The sequence below is a fragment of the Duganella sp. GW821-FHT07F09 genome, from assembly GCF_059418705.1.
In genome coordinates this window covers 852931-867102 of sequence record NZ_JBWKQJ010000001.1, presented here as the reverse complement: position 1 = coordinate 867102, position 14172 = coordinate 852931, and the positions used below count along the sequence as shown (strand labels likewise).

Below are 14172 nucleotides of genomic sequence, written 5' to 3'. Positions count from 1 at the left end.
GCTTTAAACGCTGCCGTAGGCGCTAACCACGCGCCGTTCCGCGCCGGTCGAGTTGATCAGTTTGGACAGCTGCTCCATCCACGGCATCGTCAGATCGCGGATCTGGCGGTCGGCGTTGAGCATCTGGCGTATCAGTTCGATCTTGCGTTCGCGCTCGGCGCCGCGCATCGGCGCCGGCGCCTCCTGCTCGCGCAGCGACTGCACGTGGACTGCCACGCGCTCCTCGAGCAGCACCAGCATGTCCCAGTCGCTGCGGGTGGCGGCCTGCACCATCTGCTCGGTCAGGGCGGCCATGGCGGCGTACACGGATAAAATTTCTTGGCTCGTCATCATGGATCAGGCGCTCGCGAGGTTGGGTTGTTTGATGCCGGTGGCGGCGGGGGTGTCGGCGATGGCGTTCCAGGCGTCGCGCAGCTCGATGAGCAGCCGCTGCACTTCCTCCAGGATGGCCGGGTCGTTGGTGACGTTGGCCGCCACCAGGCGGCCGCTCATGTATTCGTACAAGGAGTCGAGCCCTTCGGCGATCTCGCCGCCGGCCTTTTTGTCGAGCGCGGCGCGCAGGCCGCTGTCGATGATCAGGATGGCCTTGGAGATCGATTTGCCTTTCTCGGCGATATTGCCACTGCGCATGCCGCTCAATGCCGCGTTCAGCGCGACCAGCGCGCCGTCGAACAGCATCACGATCAGCTTGTGGGGGCTGGCGGCCACTACGCCTGTTTCCATGCCGACGTTGGCATAGGCATGCACGCCAGTGTGTCGAGATCCGAACATATTCCGTCTCCTGTAAATGGGGTCGCGTTAGGCCTTGGCCATGGCCGCGAACTGCTGCGTCAAAAATGACGTCGTCGTGTTCATGCTGGCGATCATGGTGTCGAGCGCCGAATATTGCTTGCGATAACGGGCCTCGATATCGACCAGGCGCACGCTGAAGGCGTCGCGCTGCTTGGTGATATCCTTGACCGTGTCGTTGAGGCCCTTGGTGCGGCTGGTGATCGAGCCGGTACCGCCCAGGTAGCCGGCCGCCAGCGAATTGAGCTGGTAGGCGTAGCCCTGCGAAAAGCCGAAGGTGCCGCGCGGACCGATCGTGTCGCCGGCCACGGTCAGCTTCAGGCCCTCGACCGCCGCGCCGGGCGCGCCGGTGAGCGTCTGGCCGTCGCCGGTGGCGGTGAAGCCGCCGATCGTGCCGGCAACATCGACGCCCTTGACCGAGGCGCCTGCGCCGAACACGTCCGAAACCGGGCTGCCGTCGGCGCTCGCCACCGTGATGTTCGACTTGGAGCCGTAGCGGGTCGATTCGAGCTTGAGCCGGCCGTCGTCGCCGACGGTCGCCGACACGGTCGCGCCCGCCGCCGAGAATTCCTTGACGCCGTTGATCTGCGATTGCAGCATGGTGGCCAGCTGGCTGGGATTGTAGGTGCCGGCGGGAATGCTCACCGTCTGCGTGTTCGTCAGGCTGGCCGGCACGGTGTCGTTGAGCGTGACGGTCCAGGTGGTGCCGGCTGCGATCGTGGTTTCCGCCGGCAGCGCGGTGGTGCCCTGCAGAACCCCCTTGCTGGCCAACTGGGTGATGTTGAGCGCGAAGTCGCCGGCCTTGGTCTTGGCCGTCGAGCTGACGAAGGTGACATCCGGATCGGTGCTGCGCCCGACCGCCGCGAACAGGCCAGCGATGTCGTTGTAGTTGTTGTCGATCGCCTTTTGCAGCTTGGACCCGTCGAGCGTGAGCGTGCCGTCCTTTTGGAAGGAAATGCCGATTTGCGACAGGTTGGTCAGCTTGGTGCCTTGCAGGCCGGTCAAGGTGGCCGACATCTGGGCTCGGATCGACGCCTGCAGGGTGCGCAGGGTCGGGTCGCCCAGCAGCGGGCCGCCGACCTTGGTCTCGGGGTTATAGCCGCCCAGCGCGCTCATCTGGGTGTTAAGTTCGTTGTAGGCCTTGACGAATCCGTTCACCGAGGCGGTCAGCGAGCTGGTGTCCTTGGACACCGTCAACGTCGATGCGCCCACCTTGAGTGCGTTGATCGTCACCCCGGTGATGGCGCCGCCGATGCTCGTGCTCGAACTGGTGACGTCGATGCCGTTGACGGAGGCCTTGGTGTCCGAGGCGGCCTGCTTCTGGCTCAGGTTCTGCACCCCGGCCGGGTCGTAGCCGAGCAGGCTCACCAGCGCCGGGTCGGCCGGGTCGGCACCCGAGCCGGACAGCGTGATTTTCATCGTCGAACTCTGGCCGCTGTCGGTGGACGTCAGGACCAGGCGGTTCGGGGTGGCGTTGGTGCCGGTCGAACCGTCCTTGACGATGGAGGCGGTGACGCCAAAATTGCCCTTGTTGATGGCATCCATGATGCCTTGCAACGAATTGTTCGTGCTGTCGATGACGATGTTACCGCTGGTGCGGTCGGCGTTGGGCGCGAAGCCGGCGCCCAGGTAGGCGCCGCCGGTGCCCTCGGTCAGGCCGGCGCCGGCCGGGTTGGTGCCGCCGATCTTGATCGGGCTGCCGTCGGCCGACACCAGCGAAATCGTCCCGACCGCCGTGGTGCTCGAACCGATATTGGCCGCGCCGCTGTTGCCGATGCCGCCCGTCACCGTGCCGGAGACGGCTTCGGCGATGGCGATGTTGCTCCCGTCGGCGTTGGTGAATTGCAAAGTGCCATCGGCGGCGCTGCCGGTGTAGGTGATGTTGGCGTCGGCCAGCGCGCGCGCGGTGGCCGTGTTGCCGGTCAGGGCGGCGTCGATCGACGCCGCCGTCACGCCGGCGCCGCCGGCCACGCCGTCGGCCTGGACGGCGATCTCGACGCCGCCCACGGACAGCGAATAGGTGCCGCCGCCGCTGGTGTCGACCTGGCCGAAGCTCGAGGCGCCGCCCGCGCCGAACAGGGTGGCGCTGGTGACGGTGGCCGCGGCCTTGGCCGACACGCCGGTGGTGGCGCTCTTGGCGTTGATGGCGTCGGCCAGCAGGCGCGCGCTGCGCGTGGTGCCGTCGGTGGCGATGGCGGTGCCGTTGATGCTCAGCGCGCCGGGCGTCAGGCCGCCGGTGGTCAGGCTGGCGCCGAGCGCGCCACCGGTGACGCCGAAGCTGCCGCCGCTGAGGGTGCCGAGCGAGAAATTGATGGTGGTCTTGGCGCCCAGGCCGATGGCGGCCGTGGTCGATTTGTAGCCGATGTTCGACGCCAGGGTCTGGGCTTGGGCGATCTGGCTGATGTTGACGCGGTAGCTGCCCGGCTTGGCGCTACTGGTGGCGCCGGCGGTGAAGATCGAGGCGTCGCCCGGCGTCGTCGACATGGTCTGGAAGCCGCTCAGCGAGGTCAGGCTCGACAGCGACGACTGGAACGCGCCGAGCGCGCTCGACAGGTTGCCGAAGGCCGACACCTGCGCCAGGTAGCTGGCCGACTTCTTGTCGAACTGGGCCAGCGGCGCCGATTCGGCCACCATCAGTTTGCTGATGATGTCGTTGACCGGAAGAGCCGAGCCGATGCCGGGAGATGAGATAGCCACGATGCGCTCCTAAGTAAAGCAATAATATAAGACAGTATCGGCAGAATCAAACCGGACTTGAGAGGGGAGATTACCGGCCTGTTCGGGCAAAGCGGAAAAAACGGGCGGCAGAGTCGAAAAGGAGGGTGCCGCCGACGCGAACGCGCTGGCGTATGCTGGGCATTGCCTTCGAGAAGCATGCCTGAAAAGAAGAAAAAGCGGCGCGCGCATGGCGCGGCCGCTTCATGCGGTCTGCTGGATCAGCAGGCCGGCTGTGCTGGATTTCGATTCCAGCGCCTTGGCGATTTCCAGTGCTTCCGGGGTCGGAATCTGGCGCAGCACTTCCTTGGTGGTCTGGTCGATCACCTTGACGACGGTGCGCTTGCTGTCGTTGTCGATCGAAAACTCGAGGCCCTGTGATTTGTCCTGGGACGCCTTGTTCAACTGCGACACGGCCTCTTTGAGCTGCTCGGAGCTTGGCACATTGGCAGGCCCCTTGACGGCCGCCGCCGTTTCGACCTCGGCAGCCGGCGCGCGGGGCGCGCCGAGCGCCGCCGCCGCATCGCTGCTGACTGGCACACGATCCGCCGGGCGGGCCGAAGTGGCGGAGCCTATGGTATCGATAGTCATGATACTTTCCTTTACGAAAAATCCCCGGCTGATGAAAATCAGCCGGGGAACCTAGTCAGAGTGACTGTACGACGTCAGCTCATCCCCGGATCTTAACCACGCAGCAGCGACAGCACGCCGTTTGGCAGCGAGTTGGCTTGCGCCAGCATCGCGGTACCGGCCTGTTGCAGAATCTGGCCGCGGGTCAGCGACGCGGTTTCCTGCGCGAAGTCGGTATCCTGAATACGGCTACGCGAAGCGGACAGGTTTTCCGTCGTCGTGTTCAGGTTGGCGATGGTCGAAGCGAAACGGTTTTGGATCGCACCCAGATCGGCGCGGTTCTTGTTGATCTGGTTCAGGGCCGAGTCGATGGTCAGCAAGGCTTTGTTCGAACCGGCGATGGTGCTCACGTCGATCTTGTCGACCGACGACAGTTGGCTGCCGATCGAGGCGCCGCCGGTGATGACGCCAGCGCCGCCGGCGGTGGTGATCGAGAAGCCGCCGTCGGACGAGAAGTCGACGGTGCCGCCAACGGTGGCGTCCGCAGTCATGGCCACGCCGGCGCCCGGTTCCAGGTCGCCATCGGCATCCGCGTCGGGCAGATCGACGCCACGGATGGTGGCGGCGGTCATGGCCGCGTTGGTGGTGTCGGCGGTGCCGCCGATTTTGATGTCGTCGCCGGCGATGTTGTCGAGTTGCAGTTCCTTCTGGTTGGTCGCCTGGTTGATCTTGATGCTGGCGGTCACATTGGTGGTGCCGCTTTGCGCATTGATCGCCTGGGCCAGCGCCGACAGGTCGCCGTTCTTGACCGAAGCCGAGATCGTCACAGCTTCCGTGTTCGCGCTTTTCAGCGTGAACTTGACGCCCAGCGAGGCGGCCGGGTCGGCAACCGCGCCGGCGGCGTCGGTACCGATGTTGGAGATGGTGGCGGTGGTCTTGGCGAGCGCCGTGACGCCGCTCGAACCGCTCAGTGCGTTGACGCTGGCGGCAATCGTCTTGGCGCTATCGTTTTGTTTGGCCAGCACAGTGGTGGTGACGCCGGCGCCGGAGCTGATGGACATCGTTTCAGCGGCCGTCAGCAGGTTGGTGGTGCCGGCAACGGCCGAACCCAGGGTGGTGGCGCTGTTGACCGCTTTCAAGGTGTTGTTGCCCAGATCGGTCGCCTTGGCGCTTTGCACGCCGACGTTGATGACCTGGTTCGAGTTGGCGCCGACCTGGAACTGGGTGTTCGTCAGGCTGCCGTCGAGGACGTTCTGGCCGTTGAACTGGGTGGTGTTGGCCACGCGGTCCAGCTCTTTCGACAGGGAGGCGACCTCGTTCTGGATCGACTTGCGGTCCGATTCAGAGTTGGTGCCGTTGGCGGACTGGACGGCCAGTTCGCGGATACGTTGCAGCAGATCGCCAGCAGTGCTCAAGCCACCTTCGGCCGTTTGAGCCAGCGAGATACCGTCGTTGGCGTTACGCGCAGCCTGTTGGTTACCGCGAATCTGCGACGTGAAGCGCTCGGAAATTGCCAGGCCGGCCGCATCGTCCTTGGCGCTGTTGATGCGCAGACCGGAAGACAGACGCTGCAGCGAGGTCGACAGGGAAGCTTGCGAGGTGCTCAGGTTACGTTGCGAGTTCAGCGATGCGATGTTGCTATTGATGACTTGTGCCATGATGATTCTCCAGATTACTACGATTTGGGCTAGGTGCTCATTTCACTTTGGTCTGTCCCCCTGTTCCGAGACAATCAAACCGCTGTTGTAATGATTAACGGTTGCCCTGTGGGAAAATTTAGGGTGGGAAACAGCAAGAAATTCCTGTTTTTCACCCTCAAGTTCGCTCCATGTGCCCGCTTAAACGACCGCGAATCCGGAATCTTTAGGGTCAAAATAATTATTTTTCAGCGTGTTTTAAGCGAAAAAAAAGCCCGGCGAAGGCCGGGCTGGGGGCTGTCGACGGGTGCAAGCGCCGGTTCGTGGTCGAATCAACCACTAGTCGGCGATCACCACCCGGTTCTTCCCGGTCTGTTTGGCAGTGTACATCGCTTTGTCGGCGCGCTTGACCAGTTCGGTTTGCTCCTCGTTGGGGCGGCGCAACGCCACCCCGGCCGAGAAGGTGATCAGGACCTTCTCGTTATCGTGCAGGAAGAAGTGCTTGGTCAGCTCGCGCTGCAGGCGCGTCATCGTGGTGGCGGCCGCCTCGACCGAGGTCTCCGGCATCAGGATCAGGAATTCCTCGCCGCCGAAGCGGGCGATGACGTCCATCGAGCGCAACGTGTCCTTGACGATCTTGACCAGGTGCTTCAACGCCGCGTCGCCGGCGATGTGGCCGTAGGTGTCGTTGAGCTTTTTAAAATCGTCCAGGTCGAGGATGGCGATGCACAGCGGCGTGCCGCGGCGGTCGGCGCGGGCGGTCTCGCGCTCGAAGACGTCGTCCAGGCCCCGGCGGTTGAGGCTGCCGGTCAACTGGTCCTCGCGCACCAGTTCGCTCAAATGCTGCAGCTTGGCCTCGAGCGCGTGGATGCGCGTCTCGGCGTCCTGCACCTCCTGGCGCGCCAATACCATCTTGTCGCGCGCCTTGAGGGCTTCGCTCTGCACCAGGCGGGTTTCCTTGAGCACCTCGTCGAGGATGCTGTTGAGTTCGGAAATATTGTCGGCCTTGCTGATCTTTTCCGAATAGCCGCCGATCTTCTCGTGGAAGTCGCCGGTCGAGGCGGCGACCTGGCCCAGGCGGTCGATAAAGGTCATCATCATGTTCTTGACGGTGAGCTTGACGTCCGACAGGCTGTGCTTGAGCTGGCCCTGCTTATAGATCACCTCTTTGAGGCTGCGCGTGGCTTCCTCCAGCGCGCGCACGTCGAGCGGGCCGGCGATCAGGTTTTGCACCGATTCGATCTGGCCGCGCAGCCAGCTGTCGTCGTCGAGCAGCTCGCTGACGTTCTCCAGCAGCAGCTTGAACAGGCGCAGCAACAGTTCCTGCTGCTCGCCGCTGTCGCCGCCGCGCAGTTCGATCTGGAAGCACAATTGTTTCAGGCGCAGGCCGATCTCGGCCAGCGCCTCCTCGCTGTGGGCCAGCTTGGTGGCCGCGCCCAGGGATTCGGCCTCGGCCACGAGCACCGGCGCGCCGCTCAGCAGCGAGGCGACGGCGAAGGTCAGGGTGCGGCTCAGCAGGTCGCGCAGCACGCGGCTTTGTTCGTCGTCGGCGTCGACGCCGGCGATCTCGATGCCTTTTTTGGCGACGAAGTGGCGTTCGACCAGTTGCGACAGCGTCTTGGCGTAGCCTTCCCAGTCGCGCGTCTTGACGGCGCGGTTGAAGCGGCGGCCGAACTCGGCCAGGTCGCCGGTGTTTTCGGTCAGGCGGGTGGCGAACTGGCTCAGCACCGATTCCGGGCCGGGATCGACGCTGCCCAGCGGTGCCTGGGCCGCCGGGGCGGCCGGCTCGGTGATGCCGGCGATCTCGTTATAGATATCCCGGTACGCTTCCGGCGTCGGCGCGATGCGCCGCACGGCCAGACGTTTGAACGCCTCGCGCGCGATCTCGGCCGGATTTTGCTCGGGAGTGGATGGTTTGGACATATATGACACGCGGCCTTTTAAAAGGTTTTCTGATTACACCATGATAAGACCGTGTGCCGCATTACCATGCCCGGATAAGCGGGTGGAAGGTGCCTTTCATCATGGCATTAAATATGTGCAATCCGTCAACCATGCCTTGCTGCGCAGCCCGTGGTTCGGCTTATCGATCAGCCACTATCTTACCCGCGCCGCCGGGGCGCTAGCGTCCGATTACTCGATCAGTTGGTTTTTGATCGCATAGTGCGTCAATTCGGCACTATTTTTCAGTTTCATCTTGACCAGCAGGCGCGCGCGGTATTCGCTCACGGTCTTGACCGACAGCGACAGTTCCTTGGCGATCATGCCCACCGTCTTGCCCGAGGCGATCATCGTCAGGGTCTGGTATTCGCGGTCCGACAGGGTGTCGTGGGGCGGCGCCTCGTGGTCCTCGCCGACGTGGTTGGCCAGCTCCTGCGCCAACGCCGGGCTGATGTATTTGAGGCCGCCGGCCACCTGGCGGATCGCCGTCACCAGCTCGCGCGGCGCGCTTTGCTTGGTCAGGTAGCCGGACGCGCCGGCCTTGAGCGAGCGGATCGCGTACTGGTCCTCGCGGTGCATCGACAGCATCAGCACCGCCAGCTCCGGCTTTTCCTTCTTGATTTGTTTGAGCACCTCGATGCCGCTGCGGTCCGGCATCGAGATGTCGAGCAGCATCACCTGGCATTCGGACTTGCGGAACAGCTTGACGGCGTCGAGGCCGTTCTCGGCCTCGCCCGCCACCACGATGTCGCGCGTCTCCGCCAGGATTTGTTTCAAGCCCTCCCGCACGATGGCGTGGTCGTCGGCGATGAAGACCTTGATGATGGCTTTCTCTGTCATTATTGTTTTCTTTACGTTTGCGCGATGCCCGCTGTGACATTATTTCACAGTGGTAATGTTTTCTCCAGCTATTGTAGTGCCGGCCGCCGCCGCAATGAGCGTTTCGCGCGCGGTCTCTTGTTTAATCTTGATGGCAACAACAGTTCCGCCCCCGGCGGCGTGGCTAAGCGTCAACGTTCCGCCCAAGGCGCGAGCCCGCTCGGCCATGCCGCGCAGCCCGAACGAGGCCGCCTTGGCGCGGTCGGCCTGGCGGATGCCGCGGCCGTCGTCGGTGATTTTGAGCGACACGTGGTGCCGCAACCGCGCCAGCTTGACCGTCACCCGCGTGGCGTTGGCGTGCTTGGCGATGTTGGTCAGCGCCTCCTGGGCGATGCGGAACAGCGCCGTGGCCTGGTCGTTGTCGAGCGCGATGTCGCGCTGGTTGGCGCAGAAGGTGCTCGGCACGCCGGCCTGTTTTTCGAACTCCTTGACCTGCCATTCGAGCGCCGCCACCAGTCCCAGGTCCAGCAGGGCGGGGCGCAGGTCCAGCGAAATGCGGTGCACGGCGTCGATGGTGCGGTCGACCAGCGCGTCGACGTAGTCGGTTTTTTCGCGCAGCGCCGGATCGGCGTCGTCGAGGCGGGCCGCCAGCATGGCCAGCGCCATCTTGATCGCGGTCAGGTTGCCGCCCAGCTCATCGTGGATTTCGCGGGCGATGCGGGTGCGCTCCTGTTCCTTGACACGGTCGGTGTGGGCGCTCAGCTCGGCGAGCCGGGCGCGCGACTGGCGCACTTCCATCTGTTCCAGTTTGCTCTCGGTGATGTTGGTCATCATGCCGTCCCAGCGCACGTCGCCGCCGGGCAGCGCGTGCGGCGTGGCGCGCAGGTTGATCCATTTGACGTCTTTCCAGGCGTCGACCCAGATGCGGCCCTCCCAGTTCCAGCTCCACAGCGCCGACGCCGACGCCTGCATGGCGTCGCGGTAGGCGCGGCGGTCGTCGGGCAGGATCAGGTCGAGGAAGCGGCCGGGCTCGGCGTGCAGCTCGGGCGCCGTCACGCCCAGCAGGGCCAGACAGCCGTCGCTCAGGTAGGGGAAGGAGACATTGCCGTCGGCGTGCAGCACGAACTGGTAGACCAGGCCGGGCGTGTTGGAGACGATGGCGTCGAAGCGGGCGCGCACCTCGGCCAGCTCGGCCGCCAGCGCTGCGCTGTCGTTGGGATTGTCGGATGGTGCGTTCATGGGGTAGCCGTCGATAATGGTGTCGGGATCAAGCGCGCCAGCGCGCGCGGAAACGTTTTAGCAGGCGGCGGAAGCGCGCCGTCCAGCTGCCGGGCGCCGGCATGGGCAGGGCCTGCCGCCAGCGCCGGAACCTGGCCGTCGCGGCGCCGACCTGGCGCCAGGCGGCGGTGGCGCGCAGGCTTGCTATCCAGCGCTGTTTTAAATCCAGGAACCAGTGCAGCAGCCGGGCGAACCAGAGGATGGTCAACAGCACCGGCCGCGTGAGCAGGTACAGCCGCGCCACGGCCGCCGCGCCGATGATTTTGGCCGCGACGATGACGATCAAGCCGGTCAGCGCGTGGCCATTGCCCATCGCCCACAGCGCCAGCAGCTTGACGGGAAACAGCAGCACCGCCGGCAGCGCGAACAGCACCAGCGCCGCGTACGGCCCCAGGCGGCAGATCCATGCCTCGAGCCGGTGCAGCGGCGGCCACGCGGTCAGTCTGGCCATCAAGCGCGCGCCTAGCGTCCACAGCCAGTCCTCCAGCAGCAGCAACACGGCGGCAAGATACACCAGCGGCGCGAACAGTCTGCGTGCGTATCGGCGGAAGGGTTTCATTGGTTGTTATGTTGTTCCTCTGACAGCATGATACGTGAAAGCATCGCCGGTGCGGGGAATGTCGTCTCGCGTGCGGCGCGGCGGAGGCGTGGCGGGGGTGGCAGGGGGTACAATGGCCCGCATGAATAAAGCATTTGTCAAAGAATCGGACGGGGACGACGACGAGGAAGCCGCCGCGCTGGCGCTGGCCATCCCGGCCGGGTCGAAGAACTACATCACGCCGGCGGGCTACCAGCGCATCAAGGATGAGCTGCTGCAGCTGATCGACGTCGATCGGCCGGAGGTGGTGCGCATCGTGCATTGGGCCGCGTCGAACGGCGACCGTTCCGAGAACGGCGACTATATCTACGGCAAGCGGCGCCTGCGCGAGATCGACCGCCGCATCCGTTTCCTCACCAAGCGCATGGATTCGGCGGCCATTGTCGATCCCAGCGTGCACCATGGCAGCGACCAGATCTTCTTTGGCGCCACCGTCACCTACTGCAACCAGAACGACGAGACCCGCACCATCACCATCGTCGGCATCGACGAGCTCGACCCGCTGAACGGCAAGATCAGCTGGGTGGCGCCGGTGGCGCGCGCGCTGACCAAGGCGCGCGAGGGCGATGTTGTCACGTTCCAGGCACCGCACGGGGTGGAGGAGCTGGAGATTCTGGAAGTGAGTTATCCGGCGCCGGCCGCAGATTAGAGTGCAGGCCCAATTCATAGTCGTTTTAATAGCATTGCGATCGGTGGAACGGGCCAAACCGGCATGGTCGGTCCGGTTTATCGATACCATGTGGCGTCGGCGCCCGCTTTCCACTGGTCGTTGTTGTCCTATGGAAGCAATAAGCTGGAAAGCCGCTACAATGCCAAAATGAACATGGCAATTGTTAAAAATACGCACCCAAAGCATGATAACGGGGCGCGTGGGATCGCCCGCCGGGTGTTCTGGCGCGGGCTGGCGGCATTGGCGATGCTGGCGCTGTGCGGCGCTCCGCTGCACGCCGGCGGGATCGATTCCTATACGATCGACTACAACTTCAGCCGGCCCAATTACCGCGATCGCTATACCTTGCAGGTGTTGCGGGCGGCGTTGCAAGCGTCCAGCGCCAAATATGGCCCATACGAGCTTGGCATTTCTCCGCTGGTCATGGAGCGCGACCGCCTGATGCTGGAAATGGTCCGCGGCGAGTTGGTGAACCTGAGCGCGCAAATCTCCTCGCCGGAATGGGAGCGCAAACTGATACCGATCCGCATTCCGATCGACAAGGGGCTGTCCAGCTACCGGGTCTCGCTGATCGACGGCCGCCGCCAGGCGCAGTTCAGCGCGATCACCGGCTTGCCGCAGTTGAAGGCCTTGTCGCTGGGCGCGGGGCGGCAGTGGAGCTCGACGGCGGTCTTCAGCAGCGCCGGTTTCGATGTGGTACACGGCAATTCGACCGACGGCCTGCACAGCATGCTGGCGGCGAACCGTTTCGTGCATTTCCCGCGCGGGGTGGAGGAGGCGGTCTTCGAGCAAGAGAGCCATGTGGCGGCCTTCCCGGCGCTGGCCATCGAGAGCGGCATGGTCATTTATATGCCGTTGCCGCGCTATTTCTTTGTCGCGCCCGGCCATCAGCGGCTGGCGCAGCGTCTGGAGTACGGCCTGCAGTTGCTGGTCGCCGATGGCAGCTTCGATAAGATGTTCCACCAGGCCTACGATGGCGTGATCGAGAAAGTGGCGCTGCGCACACGTCGCGTCTTCAAACTGGACAATCCCCTGCTGTCGCCGCATACGCCGCTGGGCAACAAGAAGTATTGGTACGACCCGTTCGCGCACAAGTAAGTCATTCCTGCCGGGTTCGTTCATCGGTTCCGTGGTGAAATCAAGAACTCGCTACAATGGTCCAAATGAACATGGTGATTGTCCAGAAGTCAGAGCAGCGCGGTGGCGGGTGCGCCCGCCGTCTGGTTCGTTGCGCGCTGCTGGCGCTGGCGCTGTGCGGCGGGGCGCTGCCGGCGCGCGCGCTCGACACCTATGTGCTCGACCATGTCTTCAGCAATGCCGACTATCGGGACCGCTATGCGTTGGCGGTGCTGACGGCGGCGCTGGAGGCGTCCAGCGCCAAATACGGCCCGTTCGAGTTGAGCATTTCGCCGCACCACATGGAGCGCGACCGCCTGATGCTGGAGATGGTGCGGGGCGACCTGGTCAACCTGACGGCGCAGATCACGTCGGTGGATTGGGAGCGTCGGCTGATCCCGATCCGCATTCCGCTCGACAAGGGGTTTTCCGGGTATCGCATCTTCCTGATCGACGGCCGGCGCCAGGCGCAGTTCAGCGCACTGACCACGCTGCAGCAGCTGCAGGTGCTGCCGGTGGGATCGGGGCGGCAATGGAGCGCCACGGCGGTGTTGCGCAACGCCGGCTTCGAGGTGGTGGCAGGCCCCTCGACCACCGGTCTGCATGCGATGCTGGCCGCGCAGCGCTTCGCCTACTTTCCGCGCGCGATAGAGGAGGCGTTGTTCGAGCGGGACGTGTTCGCGGCGGATTTCCCGGCGCTGGCCGTCGAGACCGATCTGGCGTTGTACATGCCGCTGGCGCGCTATTTCTTTATCTCCCCGAGCCAGCAGCGATTGGCCGCCCGGCTCGAATACGGCATGCAGTCGATCGCCGCCGACGGGCGCCTGGACCTGCTGTTCCATCAGGCGTACGATGGACTGATCGAGAAGGCGGGATTGCGTAAGCGCCGGATTTTCAGGCTGGACAATCCCTTCCTGCCGCCGCGCACGCCGCTGTCGACCAGGGCGTACTGGTACGATCCGCTGCCGCAAAAGTAGGAATGTCCGGCGCCCGCACGCTACCACGCCAACCGCATGAGGGAAGCCGTCACAATCACTATGATGAAACAGGCAACTGTCAACAGGCCGTGCCGCGATGACGGCCTCGGGTCCGCAAGGGGGCGCCGGCTGATGCTGTGCACGCTGGCGGCGCTGGCGCTGTTCGGCGCAGCGCCGCCGGCGCGCGCGCTCGATACCTACCGCGCTGATTTTGTCTTCAACAACCCCGATTTGCGCGACCGGTACGCGCTGGGCGTATTGCGGGCGGCGCTCGAGGCGTCCACGGAGAAGTACGGCCCCTTCGAGCTGACCTTCTCGCCGCTGATCATGGAGCGGGACCGTCTGATGCAGGAAATGGTCAAGGGCGGCATGGTCAACCTGACCGCGCAGGTCACCACCGAGGAGTGGGAGCGCAAGCTGATCCCGATCCGCATTCCCGTCGACAAGGGGTTTTCAGGCTACCGTATCTTTCTGATCGACGGCCGCCGCCAGGCCCGGTTCAGCGCGGTGACGGGGTTGCCTCAGTTGAAGGAGCTGGTGATGGGGTCCGGCCGGCAGTGGAGTTCGACCCCGGTGCTTCTGCACAACGGTTTCAAGGTCGTTACCGGCGCGTCGGTCCACAATCTGCAAGCGATGCTGGCGGCCGAGCGCTTTTTGTTCTTTCCGCGCTCGGTGGAGGAGGCGGTCTATGAGCGGGAGGCGTATTCGCCGGCTTTCCAGACGCTGGCCATCGAGGAGGACCTGGCGTTGTATATGCCGCTGGCGCGTTATTTCTTTGTCGCGCCGGGCGAGCGGAGGCTGGCCGAGCGGCTCGAATACGGCATGCGGGCGCTGAGCGCCGATGGTCGCCTGGACCGGTTGTTTCACCAGACGTACGATGGGGTGATCGAGAAGGTCGGCTTGCGCAAGCGGCGCATTTTCAGGCTGGAGAATCCGTTGCTGCCGGCGCAGACGCCGCTGGCCAACAAGGCGTATTGGTATGATCCATTGGTAAACCGTAGGGCGGATTAGGCGCAGCCGTAATCGGCCATGCGTGCGCCGACGGTGGCGCATGCATGGCCG

The 14172-nt window shown here is 64.4% G+C and carries 13 protein-coding genes; 4 read left to right on the top strand and 9 right to left on the bottom strand.

Features of this window, described 5'->3' with window-relative positions:
• Nucleotides 1–3: 3 nt before the first annotated feature.
• The 9 genes from AC07P1_RS03975 to AC07P1_RS03935 form a co-directional block, all read right to left on the bottom strand.
• Nucleotides 4–333 (bottom strand): flagellar protein FliT, encoded by a 330-nt coding sequence (locus tag AC07P1_RS03975; protein WP_494694599.1) that lies wholly within the window; start codon nt 331–333, stop codon nt 4–6.
• A 3-nt stretch (nt 334–336) separates the two neighbouring features.
• A complete protein-coding gene (gene fliS, locus AC07P1_RS03970; RefSeq protein WP_494694598.1) occupies nt 337–771 on the bottom strand; it encodes a flagellar export chaperone FliS in 435 nt (144 codons plus the stop codon).
• Between the two features lie 27 nt (nt 772–798).
• A complete protein-coding gene (gene fliD, locus AC07P1_RS03965) occupies nt 799–3486 on the bottom strand; it encodes a flagellar filament capping protein FliD (RefSeq protein WP_494694597.1) in 2688 nt (895 codons plus the stop codon).
• A 222-nt stretch (nt 3487–3708) separates the two neighbouring features.
• Nucleotides 3709–4095: a flagellar protein FlaG gene (locus AC07P1_RS03960; RefSeq protein ID WP_494694596.1), complete on the bottom strand. Its 387-nt coding sequence runs from the start codon at nt 4093–4095 to the stop codon at nt 3709–3711.
• 92 nt (nt 4096–4187) lie between these two features.
• A complete protein-coding gene (locus AC07P1_RS03955; RefSeq protein ID WP_494694595.1) occupies nt 4188–5732 on the bottom strand; it encodes a flagellin N-terminal helical domain-containing protein in 1545 nt (514 codons plus the stop codon).
• A gap of 318 nt (nt 5733–6050) precedes the next feature.
• Nucleotides 6051–7634, bottom strand: coding sequence for a GGDEF domain-containing protein (locus AC07P1_RS03950; protein WP_494694594.1), 1584 nt, complete (start codon nt 7632–7634; stop codon nt 6051–6053).
• A 210-nt stretch (nt 7635–7844) separates the two neighbouring features.
• Nucleotides 7845–8492, bottom strand: a complete 648-nt coding sequence (locus AC07P1_RS03945; protein ID WP_090322288.1) for a response regulator — start codon at nt 8490–8492, stop codon at nt 7845–7847.
• 39 nt (nt 8493–8531) lie between these two features.
• A complete protein-coding gene (locus AC07P1_RS03940; protein WP_494694593.1) occupies nt 8532–9710 on the bottom strand; it encodes a sensor histidine kinase in 1179 nt (392 codons plus the stop codon).
• Nucleotides 9711–9738: 28 nt separating this feature from the next.
• Nucleotides 9739–10308: a hypothetical protein gene (locus AC07P1_RS03935; RefSeq protein WP_494694592.1), complete on the bottom strand. Its 570-nt coding sequence runs from the start codon at nt 10306–10308 to the stop codon at nt 9739–9741.
• A 121-nt stretch (nt 10309–10429) separates the two neighbouring features.
• On the opposite strand from AC07P1_RS03935, the gene greB reads away from it, so the two are divergent.
• The 4 genes from greB (at nt 10430) to AC07P1_RS03915 (ending at nt 14121) form a co-directional block, all read left to right on the top strand.
• On the top strand, nt 10430–10996 hold the full coding sequence (gene greB / locus AC07P1_RS03930; RefSeq protein WP_494694591.1) for a transcription elongation factor GreB: 567 nt from the start codon (nt 10430–10432) through the stop codon (nt 10994–10996).
• A 174-nt stretch (nt 10997–11170) separates the two neighbouring features.
• The gene (locus AC07P1_RS03925) at nt 11171–12115 is read left to right on the top strand and encodes a hypothetical protein (RefSeq protein ID WP_494694590.1); all 945 of its coding nucleotides are present in this window, start codon (nt 11171–11173) and stop codon (nt 12113–12115) included.
• Nucleotides 12116–12180: 65 nt separating this feature from the next.
• Nucleotides 12181–13110, top strand: a complete 930-nt coding sequence (locus tag AC07P1_RS03920) for a hypothetical protein (RefSeq protein ID WP_494694589.1) — start codon at nt 12181–12183, stop codon at nt 13108–13110.
• A 63-nt stretch (nt 13111–13173) separates the two neighbouring features.
• The gene (locus AC07P1_RS03915) at nt 13174–14121 is read left to right on the top strand and encodes a hypothetical protein (RefSeq protein ID WP_494694588.1); all 948 of its coding nucleotides are present in this window, start codon (nt 13174–13176) and stop codon (nt 14119–14121) included.
• Nucleotides 14122–14172 lie beyond the last annotated feature (51 nt).

Excerpts from the sequence above, each read along its gene's own strand:
- AC07P1_RS03920 (WP_494694589.1), top strand. The coding sequence starts at position 12,181 with ATGAACATGGTGATTGTCCAGAAGTCAGAGCAGCGCGGTGGCGGGTGC.
- AC07P1_RS03945 (WP_090322288.1), bottom strand. The coding sequence starts at position 8,492 with ATGACAGAGAAAGCCATCATCAAGGTCTTCATCGCCGACGACCACGCC.
- fliS (WP_494694598.1), bottom strand. The coding sequence starts at position 771 with ATGTTCGGATCTCGACACACTGGCGTGCATGCCTATGCCAACGTCGGC.
- AC07P1_RS03925 (WP_494694590.1), top strand. The coding sequence starts at position 11,171 with ATGGCAATTGTTAAAAATACGCACCCAAAGCATGATAACGGGGCGCGT.
- AC07P1_RS03960 (WP_494694596.1), bottom strand. The coding sequence starts at position 4,095 with ATGACTATCGATACCATAGGCTCCGCCACTTCGGCCCGCCCGGCGGAT.
- AC07P1_RS03975 (WP_494694599.1), bottom strand. The coding sequence starts at position 333 with ATGATGACGAGCCAAGAAATTTTATCCGTGTACGCCGCCATGGCCGCC.
- AC07P1_RS03935 (WP_494694592.1), bottom strand. The coding sequence starts at position 10,308 with ATGAAACCCTTCCGCCGATACGCACGCAGACTGTTCGCGCCGCTGGTG.
- AC07P1_RS03915 (WP_494694588.1), top strand. The coding sequence starts at position 13,174 with ATGAAACAGGCAACTGTCAACAGGCCGTGCCGCGATGACGGCCTCGGG.
- AC07P1_RS03955 (WP_494694595.1), bottom strand. The coding sequence starts at position 5,732 with ATGGCACAAGTCATCAATAGCAACATCGCATCGCTGAACTCGCAACGT.
- AC07P1_RS03950 (WP_494694594.1), bottom strand. The coding sequence starts at position 7,634 with ATGTCCAAACCATCCACTCCCGAGCAAAATCCGGCCGAGATCGCGCGC.
- AC07P1_RS03940 (WP_494694593.1), bottom strand. The coding sequence starts at position 9,710 with ATGAACGCACCATCCGACAATCCCAACGACAGCGCAGCGCTGGCGGCC.
- greB (WP_494694591.1), top strand. The coding sequence starts at position 10,430 with ATGAATAAAGCATTTGTCAAAGAATCGGACGGGGACGACGACGAGGAA.